This is a genomic window from Geobacillus jurassicus NBRC 107829, from assembly GCF_001544315.1.
Classification (GTDB): Bacteria; Bacillota; Bacilli; order Bacillales; family Anoxybacillaceae; genus Geobacillus; species Geobacillus jurassicus.
The window spans coordinates 1-19147 of record NZ_BCQG01000012.1 but is presented as its reverse complement, the minus strand read 5'-3'; the positions used below and the strand labels follow the sequence as shown (position 1 = coordinate 19147).

Annotated in this window: 23 protein-coding genes; 1 reads left to right on the top strand and 22 read right to left on the bottom strand. The window is 54.6% G+C overall.

Features of this window, described 5'->3' with window-relative positions; genetic code table 11:
* Window positions 1–151: 151 nt before the first annotated feature.
* The 19 genes from aroH to GJ1_RS04565 all read right to left on the bottom strand — a co-directional run bounded on the left by aroH (window position 152) and on the right by GJ1_RS04565 (window position 15864).
* Complete coding sequence (gene aroH / locus GJ1_RS04655) at window positions 152–532, bottom strand: chorismate mutase (protein WP_066229126.1); 381 nt, start codon at window positions 530–532, stop codon at window positions 152–154.
* Entirely contained in the window at window positions 489–1628 is a 1140-nt protein-coding gene (gene aroB, locus GJ1_RS04650; protein WP_066229121.1) for a 3-dehydroquinate synthase, read from the bottom strand. Before aroB ends, aroH begins: the two co-directional genes overlap by 44 nt.
* 2 nt (window positions 1629–1630) lie before the next feature.
* Window positions 1631–2797: a chorismate synthase gene (aroC, locus tag GJ1_RS04645; RefSeq protein ID WP_066229118.1), complete on the bottom strand. Its 1167-nt coding sequence runs from the start codon at window positions 2795–2797 to the stop codon at window positions 1631–1633.
* A gap of 99 nt (window positions 2798–2896) precedes the next feature.
* A complete protein-coding gene (locus GJ1_RS04640; RefSeq protein ID WP_066229115.1) occupies window positions 2897–3667 on the bottom strand; it encodes a CheR family methyltransferase in 771 nt (256 codons plus the stop codon).
* Between the two features lie 72 nt (window positions 3668–3739).
* The gene (gene ndk / locus GJ1_RS04635; protein ID WP_066229112.1) at window positions 3740–4189 is read right to left on the bottom strand and encodes a nucleoside-diphosphate kinase; all 450 of its coding nucleotides are present in this window, start codon (window positions 4187–4189) and stop codon (window positions 3740–3742) included.
* A gap of 98 nt (window positions 4190–4287) precedes the next feature.
* Entirely contained in the window at window positions 4288–5250 is a 963-nt protein-coding gene (gene hepT / locus GJ1_RS04630) for a heptaprenyl diphosphate synthase component II (protein ID WP_066229109.1), read from the bottom strand.
* 15 nt (window positions 5251–5265) lie between these two features.
* A complete protein-coding gene (menG, locus tag GJ1_RS04625) occupies window positions 5266–5970 on the bottom strand; it encodes a demethylmenaquinone methyltransferase (RefSeq protein ID WP_066229107.1) in 705 nt (234 codons plus the stop codon).
* Between the two features lie 4 nt (window positions 5971–5974).
* Window positions 5975–6754, bottom strand: a complete 780-nt coding sequence (locus GJ1_RS04620) for a heptaprenyl diphosphate synthase component 1 (protein WP_066229275.1) — start codon at window positions 6752–6754, stop codon at window positions 5975–5977.
* Between the two features lie 113 nt (window positions 6755–6867).
* Window positions 6868–7092: a trp RNA-binding attenuation protein MtrB gene (gene mtrB, locus GJ1_RS04615; protein WP_011231698.1), complete on the bottom strand. Its 225-nt coding sequence runs from the start codon at window positions 7090–7092 to the stop codon at window positions 6868–6870.
* Between the two features lie 12 nt (window positions 7093–7104).
* The gene (gene folE / locus GJ1_RS04610; protein WP_066229105.1) at window positions 7105–7671 is read right to left on the bottom strand and encodes a GTP cyclohydrolase I FolE; all 567 of its coding nucleotides are present in this window, start codon (window positions 7669–7671) and stop codon (window positions 7105–7107) included.
* A gap of 127 nt (window positions 7672–7798) precedes the next feature.
* Window positions 7799–8071, bottom strand: coding sequence for a non-specific DNA-binding protein Hbs (gene hbs / locus GJ1_RS04605; protein WP_008879623.1), 273 nt, complete (start codon window positions 8069–8071; stop codon window positions 7799–7801).
* Window positions 8072–8721: 650 nt separating this feature from the next.
* The gene (spoIVA, locus tag GJ1_RS04600; protein WP_066229102.1) at window positions 8722–10200 is read right to left on the bottom strand and encodes a stage IV sporulation protein A; all 1479 of its coding nucleotides are present in this window, start codon (window positions 10198–10200) and stop codon (window positions 8722–8724) included.
* A gap of 157 nt (window positions 10201–10357) precedes the next feature.
* Window positions 10358–11080, bottom strand: a complete 723-nt coding sequence (locus tag GJ1_RS04595) for a YphF family lipoprotein (RefSeq protein ID WP_066229099.1) — start codon at window positions 11078–11080, stop codon at window positions 10358–10360.
* 19 nt (window positions 11081–11099) lie between these two features.
* The gene (locus tag GJ1_RS04590; RefSeq protein WP_066229098.1) at window positions 11100–11303 is read right to left on the bottom strand and encodes a DUF2768 domain-containing protein; all 204 of its coding nucleotides are present in this window, start codon (window positions 11301–11303) and stop codon (window positions 11100–11102) included.
* Window positions 11304–11483: 180 nt separating this feature from the next.
* Window positions 11484–12518: an NAD(P)H-dependent glycerol-3-phosphate dehydrogenase gene (locus tag GJ1_RS04585; RefSeq protein ID WP_066229095.1), complete on the bottom strand. Its 1035-nt coding sequence runs from the start codon at window positions 12516–12518 to the stop codon at window positions 11484–11486.
* Between the two features lie 244 nt (window positions 12519–12762).
* Complete coding sequence (gene der / locus GJ1_RS04580) at window positions 12763–14073, bottom strand: ribosome biogenesis GTPase Der (RefSeq protein ID WP_066229094.1); 1311 nt, start codon at window positions 14071–14073, stop codon at window positions 12763–12765.
* A gap of 120 nt (window positions 14074–14193) precedes the next feature.
* Window positions 14194–14379 (bottom strand): capping complex subunit for YIEGIA, encoded by a 186-nt coding sequence (locus tag GJ1_RS04575; protein ID WP_066229092.1) that lies wholly within the window; start codon window positions 14377–14379, stop codon window positions 14194–14196.
* The gene (locus GJ1_RS04570) at window positions 14369–15271 is read right to left on the bottom strand and encodes a YIEGIA family protein (protein WP_066229089.1); all 903 of its coding nucleotides are present in this window, start codon (window positions 15269–15271) and stop codon (window positions 14369–14371) included. The genes GJ1_RS04575 and GJ1_RS04570 overlap by 11 nt, the downstream gene beginning before the upstream one ends.
* Complete coding sequence (locus GJ1_RS04565) at window positions 15268–15864, bottom strand: YphA family membrane protein (protein ID WP_066229086.1); 597 nt, start codon at window positions 15862–15864, stop codon at window positions 15268–15270. Before GJ1_RS04565 ends, GJ1_RS04570 begins: the two co-directional genes overlap by 4 nt.
* Before the next feature lie 118 nt (window positions 15865–15982).
* Between GJ1_RS04565 and GJ1_RS17625 the strand changes: the two genes are divergently transcribed.
* Window positions 15983–16117 carry a YpzI family protein gene (locus GJ1_RS17625; RefSeq protein WP_083509941.1) on the top strand — a complete coding sequence of 45 codons (135 nt, stop codon included), beginning with the start codon at window positions 15983–15985 and terminating at the stop codon, window positions 16115–16117.
* A 296-nt stretch (window positions 16118–16413) separates the two neighbouring features.
* Here GJ1_RS17625 and rpsA read toward each other — a convergent pair whose 3' ends face one another.
* The 3 genes from rpsA to cmk all read right to left on the bottom strand — a co-directional run bounded on the left by rpsA (window position 16414) and on the right by cmk (window position 19021).
* Window positions 16414–17577: a 30S ribosomal protein S1 gene (gene rpsA / locus GJ1_RS04560; RefSeq protein WP_066229083.1), complete on the bottom strand. Its 1164-nt coding sequence runs from the start codon at window positions 17575–17577 to the stop codon at window positions 16414–16416.
* 179 nt (window positions 17578–17756) lie between these two features.
* Window positions 17757–18350, bottom strand: coding sequence for a lysophospholipid acyltransferase family protein (locus GJ1_RS04555; protein ID WP_066229081.1), 594 nt, complete (start codon window positions 18348–18350; stop codon window positions 17757–17759).
* Window positions 18347–19021 carry a (d)CMP kinase gene (cmk, locus tag GJ1_RS04550; protein WP_066229078.1) on the bottom strand — a complete coding sequence of 225 codons (675 nt, stop codon included), beginning with the start codon at window positions 19019–19021 and terminating at the stop codon, window positions 18347–18349. Before cmk ends, GJ1_RS04555 begins: the two co-directional genes overlap by 4 nt.
* Between the last annotated feature and the right edge of the window lie 126 nt (window positions 19022–19147).

The following is a 19147-nucleotide window of genomic DNA, read 5'->3' as shown; positions in this document are numbered from 1 at the left end:
ACCGTCTTTGGGCAGATGTCGGCGAATGAAAAAAAACGCTCACCTCAGCTAAACTCGCTCATTCTCATCTACCCTACGCTCGCTCTCTGCTCTCGCTCAGCTTCTAACGTCCCCGCTGTTTCAGGGGGGCAAAGAGGTTATTTTAACTATATTACATTTCTGTTTTTTTTGTCAACGACAAATCGGGGCGCAGCACGACCGCCTCTTTTAAATACACGTGGCAAATCTCTTCTTGCTTCTTCTCCGTCGCCACCGTCATCATGACGCGGATGCAGCGCGGCAATGAACCGGGAACCGGAATTTCCCTCATGCACATGACCGGAACATACGTCCAGCCGTCCAACCGGCGCAGCGCCTGCGCCGGAAACGCGGCGGTGATGTCGTCGGTGACGGAAATGAGCACAAACGACACGTCGGCAGCGGCGACATCGTTTGCGCGGATCATTTCACGAAGCAACGTTTCAGTTGCCGCCACGATTTCCTCGGCGTCATTTCGATCCACTGTAATCGCTCCGCGAATGCCGCGAATCATCGTTCTCCCCCCGTCTGGCAAACTCGTTCAGCCACGCGAGCAGTTTGTCGTCTTCGAGTTCCGCCACTTCGACGTCGCCGATCTCACAGAGAAGCACCATCCGCACCGTGCCGGCGTACGCCTTTTTGTCGCTTTTCATCTTTTCGAGCAGGCGGCTCGTCTGCACCGCTGCCGGCAGCGACACTGGAAATCCGTATCCAGAAAACCAGTCGGCCAGCCGGTGTTCAGCAAACGACCGGCCGTAAAACCGTTCGCTGACAAAGACGGCAAACAGCATGCCGATCGCGACCGCCTCCCCATGAGTAAGCGTGCCGTAGCCTAATTCGCTTTCCAGCGCATGGCCGAGCGTATGGCCGAAATTCAAATGGGCGCGCACCCCGGTTTCCTTCTCATCCTCACGCACGACGGAGGCCTTAATGTCAATACCCTTTTCAATGCAATAGGCGAGCTTGTCGCCATGCAAGTCAGCAAGCGTCTTGATTTCTGCGCGCAGCCACTCGTAAAACCGACGGTCGCGGATGAGCGCGTGCTTGATCACCTCAGCGAACCCGGATCGAATCTCGCGCTCAGGCAGCGTGCGCAAAAAGGCGGTGTCATATACGACTGCCTCCGGCTGGTGAAAAGCGCCGATCATATTTTTGCCGAGCGGATGGTTGATCGCGACTTTGCCGCCGACGGCGCTGTCATGGGCCAAAAGTGTTGTCGGCATTTGAATGTAACGGATGCCGCGCATATAGGTGGCGGCGACAAATCCCGCCAAATCGCCGACGACGCCGCCGCCAAGCGCGACAATCACCGAGCGGCGGTCGAGCCCGCACTTGATGGCCGCCGTCTGGCAGGCGTAATAGTTGTCAAACGACTTGGCTGCTTCCCCGCTTGGAATGACGTAGGCGTACACATCATACTCAGCGGCGGCGAGCGTCGCGCGCACCTCGTCCAAATAAAGAGGCGCTACTGTATCGTCGGTGATGATGAAAAGCTTCGTCCCCGGCGGGCAGGCGAGCGACCGAAGCAAGCTTGGCAGCTCGCGGGCCGCTCCGTCGCCCAACAGAAGCGGATAACGCTTTGTCGCCGTTTCAATCGTCCGTTCGATCATCGTCAAAACTCCTTTGCATAACGGCGGGCGCGCTCGACATTTTCCTTAATCAAGTCCATCCGGTCCTGCCCAAACTGCTCAACGATCGCCGCCGCCACTTCCCAGGCGACGACCGCCTCGGCGACGACGCTCGCCGCCGGCACGGCGCAGCTGTCCGACCGTTCAATGCTTGCCGCAAACGGCTCTTTCGTCTCGATATCCACGCTTTGAAGCGGCTTATACAGCGTCGGAATCGGCTTCATCACTCCGCGCACGACGATCGGCATCCCGGTCGTCACTCCTCCTTCAAAGCCGCCCGCCCGGTTCGTCCGGCGCGAAAAGCCTTGTTCTGGGCTCCAAATGATTTCATCGTGCACTTCGCTTCCCGGACGGCGCGCCGCTTCAAAGCCGATCCCGAATTCAACGCCTTTAAACGCGTTGATGCTGACGATCGCAGCGGCGATTTTTGCATCAAGCTTCCGGTCGTAATGGACATAGCTGCCGACTCCGGCCGGAACGCCTTCAACGATCACTTCGACAATGCCGCCGATCGAATCGCCGTTTTTCTTCGCCCAATCGATCGTTTCCATCATTTTTTGCCCCGCCTCCGGGTCAAAGCAGCGCACCGGCGATTCTTCCGTCACTGCCTGCAATTCTTCAAGCGAACGGTAATCGAGCTTCTCTGCGCGCACGCCGCCGATTTCGATGACGTGGCCCGCGACGCGGATGCCGACCTCTTCCAAAATGCGCTTTGCCACCGCCCCGGCCGCCACACGCACCGTTGTTTCTCTTGCTGACGAGCGCTCTAGCACGTTGCGCATATCGCGATGTCCGTATTTCAAGGCGCCGTTTAAATCAGCATGCCCTGGGCGCGGACGCGTCACTTTCCGCTTCACTTCCGCTTCGTCATCAATCGGCTCAACCGCCATAATCGTTTGCCAATGTTTAAAATCGCGATTCTCGACAACGAGCGCAATCGGCGAGCCAAGCGTTTTCCCGTGCCTGACGCCGCCTGTGATTTTCACTTCGTCTTTTTCAATCTGCATGCGGCGGCCGCGTCCGTATCCTTTTTGCCGGCGCGCCAGCTCTTTATTGATATGCTCGGCGCATAGCGCGAGCCCGGCCGGCACTCCTTCCAAAATGGCCGTCAATTGCGGCCCATGCGATTCCCCTGCCGTCAAATACCGCATGTTTGTCTCTCCCTTCAGGTCTTTAACGCGTTTAAGTAAAAATATATCATAAATTCGAAAAATGAAAATAGTTTTAGGAAAAAAAGAAGCCGGCGCAAGCTATTTTTTTCGGTAAAAAAACGTCTCTTCGACTTCAAAACCGTACAGGCCGGGATTGAAAATCTGTTCGGTGCTGCCGACAAACAGCACGCCTCCCGTCCGAAGCGCGTCGTGAAATTTGCGATACAGCATTCGCTTCGCCTCTTCCGTAAAATAAATGAGCACGTTGCGGCAGACGATCAAATCCATGTTGCGCGGAAACGGATCCGCGAGCAAGTTGTGCTTTTGAAACTTGACCGTTTGTTTAATCTTTTCGTCTATTTTATAATACTCGCCGTCTTTCGTAAAAAATGTTTGTTTCATCTCTTCCGGCAGCTCCACGAGCGACCGCTCGCTATACAGCCCTAGGCGCGCGCGGGCGAGCGCATTGTCGTCAATATCGGTCGCCAATACGGACACCCGGTGAAGCGGCAGCCGTTTGGCGAGCACCATCGCAAGCGTATACGGCTCCTCGCCCGTCGAGCAGGCGGCGCTCCATACGTTCGGGCGCGGGTTTTCCGCCAAAAGCCGCGGCAAAATCACGCCCTCAAGCACTTCCCATCGCTTGGCGTTGCGGTAAAACTCCGAGACGTTGATCGTCATCCGGTCCAAACATTCATGCCATAGCGCCGGCTCTTTCTCCATCGCTGCAAACAGCTCAGCAAAGCTCTTTAGCCCTTTTTTCATGTACAACGACGCCAAACGCCGCTTCATTTGGGCTTCTTTGTATAACGATAAGTCAATGCCCGTTTTCCGCTTCACTTTGGCAATGAACTGTGCATAATCGTCCATCTTCGCCTGTTCCTCTCCCCTGTCAATGTACAAAAACGGCAAAAACCGGCCGAGTCGCGGCCGGTCTTCGCATCAGTACAGCCATGCATTGATTTGTTTCGAATAGCTGACGAGTTCTTCTTCTTTGAAGAACAAGTTGATTTCGCGTTCGGCGCTTTGCGGCGAGTCGGAGCCGTGAATGACGTTTTTGCCGACTGTGAGGCCGAAATCGCCGCGAATCGTGCCAGGAGCAGCCTCCTGCGGATTCGTTTTCCCCATCATTTGCCGGGCGGCGGCGATCACGTTTTCGCCTTCCCACACCATCGCAAACACCGGCCCCGAGGTGATAAAGTCGACGAGCTCGCCGAAAAACGGGCGCTCTTTATGTTCCGCGTAATGTTGCTCGGCGAGTTCGCGCGACACTTGCATCAGTTTCGCGCCGACAAGCTGGAAGCCTTTTTTTTCAAAACGTGCGACAATCTCGCCGATCAAATTGCGCTGAACCCCGTCCGGTTTCACCATCACAAATGTCCGTTCTGCCATTCGCTCTCCACCTCTACTGTCGTATGTACTGGGAAACGGGTTCCCACCCATCATAGTATCATTGTTTCTCGCCGTTGGCAACAACGTCCTTGAAAGCGCTAATAATCCCTTTTTCCGATGTAGAGGGCGAGATCATGAAGCAGCGTGCGCGCTTCGTTGGCCGGCAGCTCGCCAAGCATGCGCAACGCCTTTTCCAGGTAGCGGTCGCTCAGCTCATACGATCGTTCGATGGCGTCCGTCTGTTTAATGGCCGCCAGCACCGCCGCCATCTCCTCGGCATCCGTGTCCGCGTTGACGGCCGTAATTTTTGCCCGCACCTGTTCATCGCAAAGGGCATACAGCACCGGGAGAGTGACGTTTCCTTGCTGCAAGTCGCTTCCCGCCGGCTTGCCGAGCTGCTCTTCCGTGCCGGTGAAGTCGAGAATATCATCGGTAATTTGAAACGACATGCCGACGTAATGGCCGAACCAATACAGCCGATTGGCCACCGTCTCGGGCGCGCCGGCGGCCAGGGCGCCGAGCTGGCAGCTCGCGGCGATCAATAGCGCCGTTTTGCGGCGGATGCGCCGCAAGTACGTACGAAGCGGCTGGTCAAACCGGTATTTGTCTTTAATTTGCTCGATTTCCCCGCGGCACACTTCAACGATCGTTTTCGCCAGCACTTGATGAGCGCGCAGACTGGCAAGCTCCGCCATCCGCTCGAGCGAACGGGCGAAGAGGTAATCGCCTGTATACATGGCAAAGCGGTTGCTCCACTTCGCTTTGATCGTCGGCCGGCCGCGGCGCACGTCGGCGTCATCGATGACATCGTCGTGGACGAGCGATGCCATATGAATCAACTCAAGCGCGACAGCAACATGTTTCACCCGCTCGAAATCATACCGGCCAAAGCGGGCAGCCAGCAAGACAAAAACGGGACGGATCCGCTTTCCGCCCGCTCGCAATAAATGGAGCGCCGCTTCCCCGAGCGGCCCGTATTCCGAGCGCACCGTCCGCTCCAGCTCTTCTTCGACCGCCGCCAAATCATCGTTTAAAAACGAATACATCGCCTTTAACTTCATGGTGTTCACCTTGACTCATCGTTTATAGCCTAAATGCATCGCCGCTACGCCGAACGTGTACGGTTTGACCTCGACATCAACGAAACCGGCTTCGCGGAACATCTCAGCCAGCTCGTCCCGCCCTGGAAATTCGCGCGCCGACTCCTGCAGCCACGAGTATTCTTCGTAACTTTTCGCCAACAGCTTGCCAAACAGCGGCATAATAAACCGAAAATAAAAATAGTAAAGCTGGCGGAAGCCAAACAGCGTCGGCTGCGACGTTTCGAGGCAGACGGTCATGCCGCCCGGCTTCGTGACGCGATGCATTTCCCTAAGCACCGTCATATAGTCAGGAACGTTGCGCAAGCCGAAACCGATCGTCACGTAATCGAACGAATTGTCAGGAAACGGAAGCTGCATGGCGTTGCCGTGAATGAGCTTGACGTTGCCGAGGCCGCGCGCCTTCACCTTTTGCTCGCCAACTTTCAGCATGTTTTCGCTGAAATCAAGGCCGTACACTTCCCCCTCCGGCCCCACCGCCTCCGCCAGCGCGATCGCCCAGTCGGCCGTTCCGCAACAGACGTCAAGCGCCTTTTTCCCTTTTTGGACGTTCATTCGCCGCATGACGTCTTCGCGCCATTTCAAATGGCGGCGGAAGCTGATGATCGAATTCATTCGGTCATAATGTGCAGAAATTTTTTCAAATACGCGATGGACTCGCTCTTCTTTCGATTGATGCATCGTTCTACCCTTCTTCCACCGACTTTTTGACGATGGCTTGAAATCCGCCGGCAAGCTCCGCCATGCGGAGCCGCAGCACGTCGTTCATCGGCAAATTGGCCGCCGGCAGCGCTTCTTTGCAATGGTTGATATAACGCTCGCAAAGGCGAAGCAAATGCCGCTTTTGTTCTTTCGTCAGCACCTTGGCCCGAGGAAAGGCGATATGCGCCATTTGCTCAAACAGCACCGATGACCCGGTGCGAACGAACGCTTCCTGCTCGAGCAACAAGCGCCGCAACAGCAAGTAATGGCCGGCAAATTCCCCCCATTGCGGCGCCCCGATGCGCTCGGCAAGCTTCGCCAGCAGCGCCGACTCGATCGTGCCGACCGCAGCGAACAGCGTCTCGAGCCGCTCCGTCTTTCTTTCATACAGCCGCACCTTTTGCTCGTTAATTTCCCGGACCGCTTCGGCGAACAAACGGATGAGCGCAACATCGCCCGAGCGCGCCAGCAAGTCGTAATATAACCCACTGTACAAGTCGCCGGCCAAAACGACAAGCTGCCGCGTCCGCAAATCGCCGCCGCGGTCTGTCACCGCATCATGGGTGTCAAGGGCGATTTGCATGAGCATCATGGCGATGATGCACCGGTCCGGCTCATTCGGCACCGCGGGAGCGTCAGTCATCATCGACAGCGAAAGCAGCAGCCGGTCTTCGTCAACAGCCGGAGTCGGCACATGCGCGCGCAAAAATGGGTGGTCAAGACACCGTTCGATTTGTTCCTTCAATGACGCCAACTTCACCATGATGTCATTCACATGAATCACCCTTGTCCCCGAAAAATATCCGCACCGCCATGTCGGACTCATTATAACATAATTTTGTCGAAAACGCTCTAGTTTGCTAGAAATTTGCCGGCTTACTTTTTCCCTTCGGATTCAACCACACCGTGGCGCGTTTGAATATACGCTTTGCCTCTCACTTTGATCGCCGACGTATGTTCCGTGAACTGAGCGATCAACACTTCGCCTTTGTCAAGCTTTTCTGAATGGTGAAATCTTGTGTCCGCGCCGCGCGTCAGCCCGATGACGTTCACCCCGTCTTCGAGCGCTTTAATGACGACAAAATCGCTGTTTGTGTACATTCTCTTCCCTCCTTACGCTTTGATTAACGAAAGCACTTCAGCGCGGGCGTTGGCATCGGTTTCAAACACGCCGCGCACCGCTGTTGTCACTGTTTTTGCCCCCGGTTTCTTCACCCCGCGCATCGTCATGCACATATGCTCCGCCTCAACGACGACCATCACCCCGTGCGGCTCAAGCGCCTCGACGATCGAATCGGCGATCGTCGCCGTGATGCGCTCTTGCAGCTGCGGTCGGCGCGCCACCGCTTCAACAGCCCGGGCAAGCTTGCTCAACCCCGTCACTTTTCCCTCCCGCGGGATATAGGCGACATGGGCGACGCCGAAAAACGGCACTAAATGATGTTCGCACATCGAATAAAACGGAATATCTTTGACGAGCACAAGCTCCTCATGTTGCTCGCTGAATACAGTTTGAAAGTGTTGCTTCGGGTCTTCCTGCAGGCCGGCGAACACCTCGGCATACATTTTCGCCACCCGCTTCGGCGTATCGACGAGCCCTTCGCGGTTCGGGTCTTCCCCGATGGCCTCGAGAATGAGGCGGACCGCATATTCAATTTGTGCAAAATTGATCTCTGGCATACAAACAACATCCTCCTGCGTCATAAAAGCTGCATGTAATCCGATTCTAGCATAGGGAGCCAAAAAAAACAAAAAAGAAGGGCGGTCAATCACCTGCCCTTCCCTCCTACGCTCCTGCTATGTAGGCTTACTTGACGGCATCTTTCAACGCTTTGCCCGGTTTGAATGCAGGAACTTTGCTAGCCGGAATTTCCATTTCTTCGCCCGTTTGCGGGTTGCGCCCTTTCCGAGCAGCGCGCTCGCGCACTTCAAAGTTCCCAAAACCGATTAATTGCACTTTATCGCCTTTTCGCAATGCTTCTGTAATCGAATCAAACACCGCATCAACGGCTTTGGTTGCATCTTTTTTGGACAGGCCGCTTGTTTCAGCGACTGCGTTGATCAATTCCGTTTTGTTCATGCCATTCACCTCCTCCCAAGGGAGCTTGTCTTGTTTACTACCATTTGTTCACACTTTTCTGCTTTTCTATACATCGGCGGCAAAATCGAGCGGCAAAAAGGCTTGCACGCCGCGCCGGCGCAGCCAATCATTCTATGGCCGTCTTGCGACAGCCCACAGAAGAGGCGTCTACGCTGCCGGCTGAAGCCCTTTCCTGACGGTTTGGACTTCGCCTGTTCTTTCGCCGGACGCAAACGAAGCGAAGGATGAGAAGCCGCCTTTTTCCCGCCAACAGGCGGTGACATGCCTAATCTTAACCAATTGGCCGCGGGAATTCAACCTCTTTTTTCGCAAAAACGACCAATTTTAGGCATATTTCACCAAAACAACGATTTCAGATAAAAGATTACCATAACGCCATGCGCATAATCAAGTGCCAAACCTGATTTCTCAAGGGGTTCGGCGATTTTTTCCTCTTTTTATCTTAAAAAGAACGGCGGCAAAAAAAGAGCCCCCTTGTCGGGAGCTTGGCGCGCGGCCTCCGCTTTTCTTTCTGTCTAGCTGCGGCCGCTAGCTCCCTTCCGCAAAATAACCCCCGCCCTCGAAGTGCAAGCACTTCTGCGGGCGGGGAACATTTTGCCTCGGGAGCTTGGCGCGCGGCCTCCGCTTTTCTATAAAATAATCGCGATGAGGCCGCCGGAGCCTTCGTTGATGATGCGCTCAAGCGTTTCTTTCAGCTTGTAGCGGGCGTTTTCCGGCATGAGTGCGAGTTTGGCTTGGATGCCTTCACGGACGATTGAGCTGAGGGAACGGCCGAAAATGTCGGAGTTCCAAATCGACAGCGGATCGTCTTCGAAGTCTTGCATTAAATAGCGGACAAGCTCTTCGCTTTGCTTTTCCGTGCCAATGATCGGAGCAAACTCCGATTCAACGTCGACTTTGATCATATGGATCGACGGCGCGACGGCTTTCAAACGGACGCCAAAACGCGAACCTTGGCGGATGATTTCCGGTTCGTCAAGGCTCATATCGGACAAAGCGGGCGCGGCGATGCCGTAACCGGTTTGTTTCACCATTTTCAAGGCGTCAGCGATTTGGTCATATTCCGCTTTCGCATGGGCGAAGTCTTGCATGAGCTGAAGCAGATGGTCTTTGCCGCGAATCTCGACGCCGACGATTTCTTTTAAAATTTGATCGTACAGCTCATCCGGCGCATACAAGTCAATTTCGGCGATCCCTTGCCCCATTTCGATGCCGGCAAGCGTCGCTTTTTCGATGAAATCGTACTCGGCAAACTGCTGCACGATCCGGTCGACATCGCGCAGCCGCTTAATGTCTTTCACTGTGTCGCGCACCGCCTCTTGGTAGCTTTCGCGCAGCCAATGATCTTCGCGAAGCACCATCACCCAGCTCGGCAAGTTGACGTTCACTTCAAGCACCGGGAATTCATATAATGCTTCGCGAAGCACGTTATACACATCGGCTTCGCGCATGCTCTCAACGCTCATAGCGAGCACGGGGATGTCATACTTTTCCGCAAGCTCGCGGCGGAGCGCCTCCGTTTCCGGATGATGCGGCCGAACGGTGTTGACAATCATAATAAACGGCTTGCCGACTTCTTTCAGCTCGCTAATGACCCGCTCTTCCGCTTCGACATAGTCTTGGCGCGGAATTTCCCCGATCGTGCCGTCCGTCGTAATGACGACCCCAATCGTTGAATGTTCTTGGATGACTTTTCTTGTCCCGATTTCCGCCGCCTCTTGGAACGGAATCGGCTCTTCATACCAAGGAGTGTGAATCATCCGCGGCCCGTTTTCGTCTTCATATCCTTTGGCGCCGGGCACGGCGTAGCCGACGCAGTCGACAAGACGGATGTTGACTTCAAGCCCCTCATCGACTTTCACCGTCACCGCCTGGTTTGGCACGAACTTCGGTTCTGTCGTCATGATCGTCTTGCCAGCGGCGCTTTGCGGCAGTTCATCTTGAGCGCGTGCTTTATCAGCTTCATTTTTAATGTTTGGAATGACGACCAACTCCATAAACCGTTTAATGAACGTCGATTTTCCGGTGCGGACGGCGCCGACGACCCCTAAATAAATGTCGCCGCCGGTCCGCTCGGCGATATCTTTAAAAATATCGACCTTTTCCAAATGACTCCCCTCCAGTCCTTCGGTCGTTATAAGAAACAGTGGAATGAGCTAGCATAGTCGGACACTATATGCATATGATGTTGTCCGTTTCAGTTATGACTAAACATATAAAAAATCCCTTCTCTAGAATGTATTTTCCTAGAGAAGGGATGATGACTCATTTTGTGAAAAAAATCGGTTCGTTCGTCTTGGCGTCGATCGTATACGGCAACGAATACGCCGGCACAAAGAGCGAATGGTCGGTCAAAATCGGGCGAATGTCGTCGCCCGGCTTGTAGCGGTGCGGATATTTTTTCAACGCCGCATACAAATCAGAACGGTAGTCAATGTAAACTTCCCCATTGCCGTCGATGACAAATGGCAAGTTGTTGCCGGAAAACGGACTGACCGCATACGGAGGCTCTTTGTAGCCGAGCTTTTTGTAATCGAGCGTAAATACGCCTGGCGCAACGACATCTTTAAACGGCGGATAGCGATGCTCGTCCGTATACATACGCAGCCGCAACTTCAAGTCGCGGACGCGCTCGGCCAAACGCAAATCGAGCAGCTTGACCGTCGGGTTCGTCTCCTCATTGATAATCATATATTGAAAGACGCCTCCGCTTTCATAGGCGTTTCCCGGCGGCTCCTGCATATAGCGGGGAACGAGCTTTTGAAAATCAACCGGATACTTCAAATACATCGGCGTGTTCATGTCGCGCGTTTTAATCGGCAGAAGCCCGCCGGTCGCCCTCCGGTATTCGTCAACCGCCGATTGGACAGCCGCCACTTGATCTTTGTAAGGAATTTGGTTTTGCTTCAGCCGCTCTTCCGGATACAAACAGCCGGAAAGCAGCGCCAAACATATACATGACAACAGCAAACGAACGATTCGCTTCATCTTTCCTCCACCTTTTTGCCTATTGCGGCGTTGGTCCGCTGAACACAACGAAAATGATGATGATGCCAGCCAAAATTAACAGGACGTAGGCGACGAGCGCCAACAGAAAGCGAAGCCATTTCATCTTGACTTTATAGCGGCTTAAATAAATGAAGCCGACGGAAATAAACATAAACACCATCGAAGCGATGGCGATCCACATTTTCGCTAACGCCGGTGACATGGACGCTCCTCCTTTTTTCGACAACTACTATTATAGCATCGACAAAAAAAAAGCTGAAGTAAAGCGGGGCTTTCTTTACTCCAGCATCGCCTCATACCCTTCCGGAAGCTCAAGCCAATGATGGTTCGTCATATTGTATGCAAAACGAAGACGACTTGTACCGCCATTGGCCTATTTTCGTCATTCTTGTTCGGCAAAAATGTTTTTTAAGTCGTCCATTTCCTCTTTTTTTCCGCGCGCCATGAGCGAATCGACGGCCTCTTTCGGATCTTTCCCCGCAAACAGCACTTCATAGAGCGCTTCGGTGATCGGCATTTTCACCCCGAGTTTGTTCGCCAGCTCATAGGCGGCTTTCGTCGTCCGCACCCCTTCGACGACCATCCCCATGCCTTCGAGCACGTCATCGAGCTTTTTTCCTTGGCCGAGCATGTAACCGGCCCGCCAGTTGCGAGAATGGACGCTCGTACACGTAACGATCAAATCGCCAACTCCCGTCAAACCGGCGAACGTCAGCGGGTTGGCGCCAAGGGCGCAGCCGAGACGGGCGATCTCGACGAGCCCCCGCGTGATGAGGGCCGCTTTGGCGTTATCCCCGTAACCGAGCCCATCACTGATGCCAGCCGCCAAGGCGATGATATTTTTCAGCGCCCCGCCGACTTCGACGCCGATTAAATCCTGGTTCGTATACACGCGAAAATATTGATGATTCATAAAGATGTCTTGAATGCGGCGCGCGGCTTCCATGTTCGGCGATGACACAGCCACCGTCGTCGGATGGCGAAGCACGACCTCCTCGGCATGGCTCGGTCCGGAGAGGACGACGACATCCTCGAGCCATTCCCCCATTTCCTCGGCGACCATTTCCGACACCCGCTTATGCGTCCCCGGCTCGATTCCTTTGCTGACGGCAACAACGGTGATTGGCTCCGCCAAGCAGGCGCGCACGTCCGCAAGCACCGCGCGGATCGCCTTCGTCGGCACAGCAAGCACAACGATCGCAACACCGTCAAGCGCAGCGCAAAGGTCTTCATAGCCGATAATGGCGTCCGGCAGACGGACGCCCGGCAAATACTTTTCATTCGTCCGCTTTTCGTTGATTTCGTTGATCTGCTCGGCCCGATGGCCCCAAAGCCGGACGCGGTGCCCGTTGTCGGCCAGAACGAGCGCCAGCGCCGTCCCCCAGCTTCCAGCCCCCAATACGGCGATGTTCTCCATCGTTTTCCACTTCCTTTATCCGATTGTCGCAACTGAAAAAATAGATCGCTAGGACGGCGACCATTCGCCGTTCCCCGCAGGCCGCGGGCCGCCTTTAGACGAAATGACGGTCTCCGCTTTTCTTTTGTCTAGCTGCGGCGCCTAGCTCTCTTCTGCCAAATAACCTTCCCCCCTCGAGGCGCAAGCACCACTAAGGGGGAAGAACATTTGGCTTCGAGAGCTAATCTCGGCGCCTCCGCTTTTCTTATTTCCGCGGGCGGGCGATGATTTTAATCGGCGTGCCTTCAAAGCCGAACGCATCGCGGATGCGGTTTTCCAAAAACCGCTCATACGAAAAGTGCATCAGTTCCGGGTCGTTGACAAACGCGACAAACGTCGGTGGTTTGACGGCGACTTGCGTCATGTAATAAACTTTCAAGCGCCGCCCGTTATGCGTCGGCGTCGGATTCATCGCCACCGCATCCATGATGACTTCATTGAGCACATTTGTCTGGACGCGCATCGCATGGTTGTCGCTCACAAGCTGGACGAGCGGCAAGAGCTTATGCAGCCGCTGCTTCGTTTTCGCCGATACGAACAAAATCGGCGCATAGTCCAAAAATGGGAAATGGTCGCGAATCTTCCGCTCAAATTCGGCCATCGTTTTGTCGTCTTTTTCGATCGCATCCCACTTATTGACGACGAGAATGACGCCGCGCCCAGCTTCATGCGCATAGCCGGCAATTTTTTTGTCCTGTTCGATGATGCCTTCCTCGGCGTTTAACACGACAAGCACAACGTCCGAGCGCTCAATGGCCCTTAACGCGCGCAAGACGCTGTATTTTTCCGTGCTTTCGTAAATTTTTCCCCGTTTGCGCATCCCTGCCGTATCAATGATAACATATTCCTGCCCTTCGCGCACAAACGAGGTGTCAACCGCATCCCTCGTCGTGCCGGCGATGTCGCTGACGATGACCCGCTCCTCCCCTAAAATGGCGTTGACGAGCGATGATTTGCCGACATTCGGCCGGCCAATGAGGCAAAACTTAATGACGTCTTCCTCATACTCCTGCCCACCGCCTTTCGGGAAATGGCGGACGACAGCATCAAGCAAATCGCCAAGCCCCGTCCCATGAGCCCCGGAAATCGGATACGGCTCCCCAAAACCGAGAGCGTAAAAGTCGTAAATCAAATCGCGCATCTCTGGATTGTCGATTTTGTTCACCGCCAGCACGACCGGCTTGTTCGATCGGCGGAGCAGCTTCGCCACCTCTTCATCGGCCGCCGTCACGCCGTCGCGGCCGTTCGTCATAAAAATGATGACATCCGCCTCATCGATAGCGATCTCCGCCTGTTGGCGAATTTGCACAAGCAGCGGCTCGTCGCCGATATCAATACCGCCGGTGTCGATCAAATAAAACGAATGGTTCAGCCATTCGGCTCGGCTGTAAATGCGGTCGCGCGTCACTCCGGGCACATCTTCGACGATGGAAATTCGTTCCCCGACAATGCGGTTGAAAATCGTCGATTTTCCCACATTCGGACGGCCGACAATGGCCACAACTGGATTTGCCATGCTATCACCCTTTATCCCAATTTTTTGCATCGTTTCATTAGTTGAAAAAAAACGCCCTTTTCGGAAAGGGCATATGACAGCTGCTTTATTTTATCAAAAAGCAAAACGCTCAACAACCGCTTAATGCTTGACGATAACAAGCAGCCCCTCCGCCAGCTCATGGGCGATGCCGTCCAAAATCGCCTCCAAATTGGCAGCGACTCTCTCCATTTCCTCTTTCGTTTGGCAAATAAAGATCGGCGCACCGCCGGCGACGCGCCCGCCGTCCATCGCAATGACGGCCAAAATCATTTTTTCATGCGTCATCGCCGCTCCCCCCTTTCCGCTTCCAACGCCGTTTCTTCGGCATGCGGATGGCGCTCTCAAGCACCGGCACGTTTTCGATGACGGCTTTTGCTTTTTCGACATCCTCGACTTGCGGCAAAATGAAAATGCCGACGCGCCCATCGTTCAAATCGCGCTTGGCGAGCGGCACGAGCGCCGGCGTTCCGGAATCGCGGTAAATACCAAGGGCGGTCGATACATCATGCAAAATCGCCTGCCGCTGCCCGAGATTGGCGATCGTCGTGCGGGCGTTAAAGTTTTTCGGCGTTAAAATAAACCCCATCCCATAGCGCAAAATTTCTTCCCGCCGCGCCGGCAAGCCGATGTTCATGATGTAGATGTTGTCCACATACAGCCCCACGCCTTCAAAATGCGGCTTGACATATTGGACGTCGGCAATGTCTTTCAACCGGCTTCCGCTCATAAACCGCCGCGCCGCGATCAGGCCGATGGCGGTGGCGACGAGCGCGGCCCCAATGTTCCATACTAAATAAAAGAGCGTCGATAAAAAAGAGACGAAAATGACTAAATAGTTCCGCCCCTCAAACACGATGGCGATCCCTTCAATATACGTTTTGCCGCGCGGCACGAGCTCGTACTGGTCGAGCTCGTTCAACGTATTGCGCTCCATATTGCGCACATCGCGAAACTGCGAAGCCGCCAAGGCCAAAAACGTAATCGCTGCAAACTCTTTTTCCATAATCGCTGGCACCGCAACCGTGCCCAAACCGGCGGCGATGGCCCCAAGCGCGATATGGATCGTCCGGCCGTGCAAATAGGTTGGGTATTGCCGGTAATCGGTGCGCAGCAAATAGAGCCGCGTCAACACCCCAGCAGCAACGCCGTATAAAATGGGAAGCGTATATTCATTCACGGCTGCCTCATCCCCCCTACAGACCGTTTTTCCTCAAACTGCATCGAGAGGAAGCGGATCGATTCCCAAACGAGCAAAGATGATGCGCCGATGGAAATCGCATCCAAAAACGAAAACGATCCGAGTACATCATCCGATGCCATGCGGGAAACGGCCATGGCGTACACGATTTCCCCTTGGCAACCACCAAGCGCCAGGCAAAGAAGGCGGGCCAACACGTTGCGATGAAACAGGACGCTGACAAAAGCGAGCCACCACGCGAGCATCCACTGGCCATCAAGCCAAATCCAAACTGGATCAAACAAGGCAAGCAGGCGAAAAGCGGCGTAGGCAAACGCCAAACCGGATGATGCCAGCGCCATCCGCAGCCATCCACATGGCCGTTGCTTGACCGCGGCGTAACAAGAGAAGAAAAAAAGGACAAAAAAGGATGCCGCCGCATGAAACGGGCCGACCTTCACCGTCAATGAGGCCGAACTGATCATCAAAAGCGCAAATGCGGCCAGCTTCGTCCGGTCGGCGCTCTTTTTCATCAAAAATGTCGCTATAATCCATAATGACCAAAAAAAGAAATAAAAACAGGCCCCTTCCATTGTTTCCACCCCTTATGATGTTCATTATGCCATCTTTTATGAGCGTTCATTCATGCATACAAAAAGGAGCGCTTGGCCATAGTAAAAATGATTCGCACATAGAAAGGAGCGGAATTCAGTGGGCAAAGACCGGCAGGAGAAAAAGTTGAAACAGTCGCGGCGCGTCGAGTCGGACCGCGACCAATCGCTCTCGTACAAAGGAGCGGACCGACTTGATACGCCGGACGAAGCGCGGGAACGAAACGGTGTTTAACGCGTTGGCCGCCCAGACCGGCGGCCAACGTTTTATCATTTCTAACAACCGAGAAGCCCCCACTTCAACGCGATCAGCGTAAGTGAGAACAGCGGAACCGTGGGACGCACGGGGATGGCTTGGTCAACAGCCTGCCGTTGGGCAAGGATCCCCCAAGAATCTCCTGCCTCTAAGCGTTTGCGCAGGCGGGAGAGCGTTCAATTTGCTCCATATCGCTGCCTCAGACCAATGCGAAACCAACAAACAACCCCATTTTAATGGCGAACGCCACCAAAATGGGGTTGCTTAACAGTTCGTTACTTCAACTTTTTCAACTGCTCGCCGATCACTTCGCCAAGCTGGAAGCCGCGCGTTTCCGACGTTCTCGTGTATTGGCTGTAGTCCTCAACCGGCGCGGCCGCTTCTTCTTCAAGCAGGGCGCGGATGCTCAAGGATAGGCGATGTTCAGCCTCGTTGACATCAAGCACTTTCGCCTTCACTTCATCGCCTTCTTTCAGCACTTCATGCGGCGAGCCGATGCGGCGGTTGGCGATTTGCGATACGTGAACCAACCCTTCCACGCCCGGGAAAACTTCGACAAACGCGCCGAACGAAGCGAGCCGTTTCACCGTGCCAGTGACGACATCGCCCGGTTTCACTTTTTCACTGAGACCTTCCCATGGACCCGGCAGAGCTTCTTTGATCGACAGCGACAGACGGCCGTTCTCCGGATCGACGGCCAACACTTTCACTTTTACCGCATCGCCTTCTTTCACCACTTCCGACGGATGAGCGACGCGCGTATGGGAAAGCTGGGAAATATGTACGAGCCCGTCAAACCCGCCGACATCGACAAAGACGCCGAAATCGGCAATGCGGCGGACGACGCCATCCAACACTTGCCCCGGTTCAAGGCGCGAGAGCAGCTCTTTTTGCTGCCGGGCTTGCTCTTCCTCAACGACCGCGCGGTGCGACAAAATGACTCGGTTTTTCTCGCGGTCGAGCTCAACGACTTTTACGGCGAGCGTTTTTCCTTTATAATCAGAAAAATCTTCGACGTAGTGCGGCTCGACAAGCGACGCCGGGATGAAGCCGCGCACGCCGACATCGGCGACAAGCCCGCCTTTGACGATGTCTTTAATGACCGTTTCGAACGTTTCTCCGCTTTCAAATTTGCGCTCAAGGTCTTCCCATGCCCGCTCGGCGTCCACCGCTTTTTTCGATAAAATGAGCAACCCTTCTTCCCCGTCTTTTCCTTCTTCCACTTTTTTTACTTTGGCCGTCACTTCATCGCCGACAGCGACGGCATCGCTCGGCTTTTCAATATGCAAGTTCGACAGCTCGCTGATCGGAATGATGCCGCTTTGCTTGCTGTTTTCCACCTCGACAAGCACTTGCTTGTCCTCAAGCTTCACCACTTTGCCGCGGACGATGTCGCCCACTTCATACACATTGACTTGCACATTCATCTCTTCTGTCATCGCAAAAACCCTCCTTCATCGACTGACAACTGTCAAAAGCGCGCCTCGCGCCGAGGCCGCGGCCGGCTGTCGGCAAAATAAGGACGCTTTTCTAGTTAGTATACCATATTTTCTCAATCAACATGTACTATAATGCTCATTGAGGCGGCGAAAGGGATGTCTCGAACAGCATGTTCCATTCACGCTCGCTGATGCTCTTCCAGCAACCGGCGAATATGTTCCATAATGTAATCGGCCGCTTCTTCCGGGCTCGCCTTCCGCGCGCGCAACGGCGCCATATCGATCGGCGCTCCGTACACGACCTTAAGCGGCACAAACGGCCGGTACGGGCCGACAATTGCGCACGGGACGACGGCGGCTTCGGTGCGCAAAGCAAAAAAACCAACACCGGGCAGCGCCTTTTTCAGCCGACCGTCTTTGCTGCGCGTCCCTTCCGGAAAAATGCCGAGCACTTCGCCTTGCTTCAGCACCTCAAGCCCGGTGCGCAGCGCCTGGCGGTCGTTCATGCCGCGCTTGACCGGAAAGGCGTGCAAGTTCTTTACGAGCGTTTTCACGACCGGGGCGCGGAACAGCTCTTCCTTCGCCATAAACCGAATCGGCCGCGGCGCCGTAATGCCGATGATCGGCGGATCTAAGTTGCTGATATGGTTGGCGCAAAGAAGCACGCCGCCTTCCTTCGGAAATTGTTCAACCCCGATTGTTTGAATGCGGTACAAAGGAGTAAGCACTCCCTTGACGATTCCCTTGGCGAATGAATAAAAATCCACCGTCATCCAATCCTTTCGTTGACAATTTCCATAATCCGCTCCGCCACCTCTTCGACCGACAGCGACGTCGTATCGATTTCCACTGCATCCGGCGCCTTGCGAAGCGGCGCTGTCTCCCGTTCGGAGTCAAGCCGGTCGCGGCGGGCGATCTCTTCTTTCAGCTTTTCAAGATCGGACGGAAAGCCGCGGGCAAGATTTTCCTCATGCCGGCGCCGCGCCCGCTCATCGACCGAAGCCTTCAGGAAAATTTTTACTTCTGCGTTTGGCAACACATGCGTTCCGATATCACGCCCGTCCATGACGACACCGCCTCCTTCGGCCAAGGCGCGCTGACGGGCGACCATCTCCTCGCGCACAAGCGGATGCTTCGCGACAAACGACACGGCATTCGTCACCGCCTCGTTGCGGATGATGTCGGTGACGTCTTCGCCATTGACGAGGACAATTTGTCCGTGCGGCGACGGCTTGAGCTCAATCGATGTATCGCGAAGCAACAACAAGAGCGCTTGCTCATCATGGATGTCAACGCCGCATGCAAGCGCCCGGTACGTCAGCGCGCGGTACATGGCGCCGGTATCGATGTATACGTAAGAAAGCCGTTTGGCGATCTGTTTGGCGACCGTGCTTTTCCCCGCCGCTGCAGGTCCGTCGATCGCGATGCTTATTCGTCGTTTCATGACTTCCTCCTGCTTTGCCTAAAATCGCTTGATGAGTGCACAAAGAAAAATGCAGGAAAACCCTGCATGTTCCCATGTTCATTGTACCATATCCGCCGTCAACGGTCGACGGCCGTTTCAACGGTG

Excerpts from the sequence above, each read along its gene's own strand:
- mtrB (WP_011231698.1), bottom strand. The coding sequence starts at position 7,092 with ATGTACACAAACAGCGATTTTGTCGTCATTAAAGCGCTCGAAGACGGG.
- aroB (WP_066229121.1), bottom strand. The coding sequence starts at position 1,628 with ATGATCGAACGGACGATTGAAACGGCGACAAAGCGTTATCCGCTTCTG.
- aroH (WP_066229126.1), bottom strand. The coding sequence starts at position 532 with ATGATTCGCGGCATTCGCGGAGCGATTACAGTGGATCGAAATGACGCC.
- menG (WP_066229107.1), bottom strand. The coding sequence starts at position 5,970 with ATGCATCAATCGAAAGAAGAGCGAGTCCATCGCGTATTTGAAAAAATT.
- GJ1_RS04575 (WP_066229092.1), bottom strand. The coding sequence starts at position 14,379 with ATGACGCATGAAAAAATGATTTTGGCCGTCATTGCGATGGACGGCGGG.
- aroC (WP_066229118.1), bottom strand. The coding sequence starts at position 2,797 with ATGCGGTATTTGACGGCAGGGGAATCGCATGGGCCGCAATTGACGGCC.
- GJ1_RS04640 (WP_066229115.1), bottom strand. The coding sequence starts at position 3,667 with ATGGACGATTATGCACAGTTCATTGCCAAAGTGAAGCGGAAAACGGGC.
- folE (WP_066229105.1), bottom strand. The coding sequence starts at position 7,671 with ATGCCAGAGATCAATTTTGCACAAATTGAATATGCGGTCCGCCTCATT.
- ndk (WP_066229112.1), bottom strand. The coding sequence starts at position 4,189 with ATGGCAGAACGGACATTTGTGATGGTGAAACCGGACGGGGTTCAGCGC.
- GJ1_RS04595 (WP_066229099.1), bottom strand. The coding sequence starts at position 11,080 with ATGAAGCGAATCGTTCGTTTGCTGTTGTCATGTATATGTTTGGCGCTG.
- hbs (WP_008879623.1), bottom strand. The coding sequence starts at position 8,071 with ATGAACAAAACGGAATTGATCAACGCAGTCGCTGAAACAAGCGGCCTG.
- GJ1_RS04565 (WP_066229086.1), bottom strand. The coding sequence starts at position 15,864 with ATGGAAGGGGCCTGTTTTTATTTCTTTTTTTGGTCATTATGGATTATA.
- cmk (WP_066229078.1), bottom strand. The coding sequence starts at position 19,021 with ATGAAACGACGAATAAGCATCGCGATCGACGGACCTGCAGCGGCGGGG.
- GJ1_RS04585 (WP_066229095.1), bottom strand. The coding sequence starts at position 12,518 with ATGGAGAACATCGCCGTATTGGGGGCTGGAAGCTGGGGGACGGCGCTG.
- rpsA (WP_066229083.1), bottom strand. The coding sequence starts at position 17,577 with ATGACAGAAGAGATGAATGTGCAAGTCAATGTGTATGAAGTGGGCGAC.
- GJ1_RS04620 (WP_066229275.1), bottom strand. The coding sequence starts at position 6,754 with ATGGTGAAGTTGGCGTCATTGAAGGAACAAATCGAACGGTGTCTTGAC.
- GJ1_RS04555 (WP_066229081.1), bottom strand. The coding sequence starts at position 18,350 with ATGACGGTGGATTTTTATTCATTCGCCAAGGGAATCGTCAAGGGAGTG.
- der (WP_066229094.1), bottom strand. The coding sequence starts at position 14,073 with ATGGCAAATCCAGTTGTGGCCATTGTCGGCCGTCCGAATGTGGGAAAA.
- GJ1_RS04590 (WP_066229098.1), bottom strand. The coding sequence starts at position 11,303 with ATGTCACCGGCGTTAGCGAAAATGTGGATCGCCATCGCTTCGATGGTG.
- hepT (WP_066229109.1), bottom strand. The coding sequence starts at position 5,250 with ATGAAGTTAAAGGCGATGTATTCGTTTTTAAACGATGATTTGGCGGCG.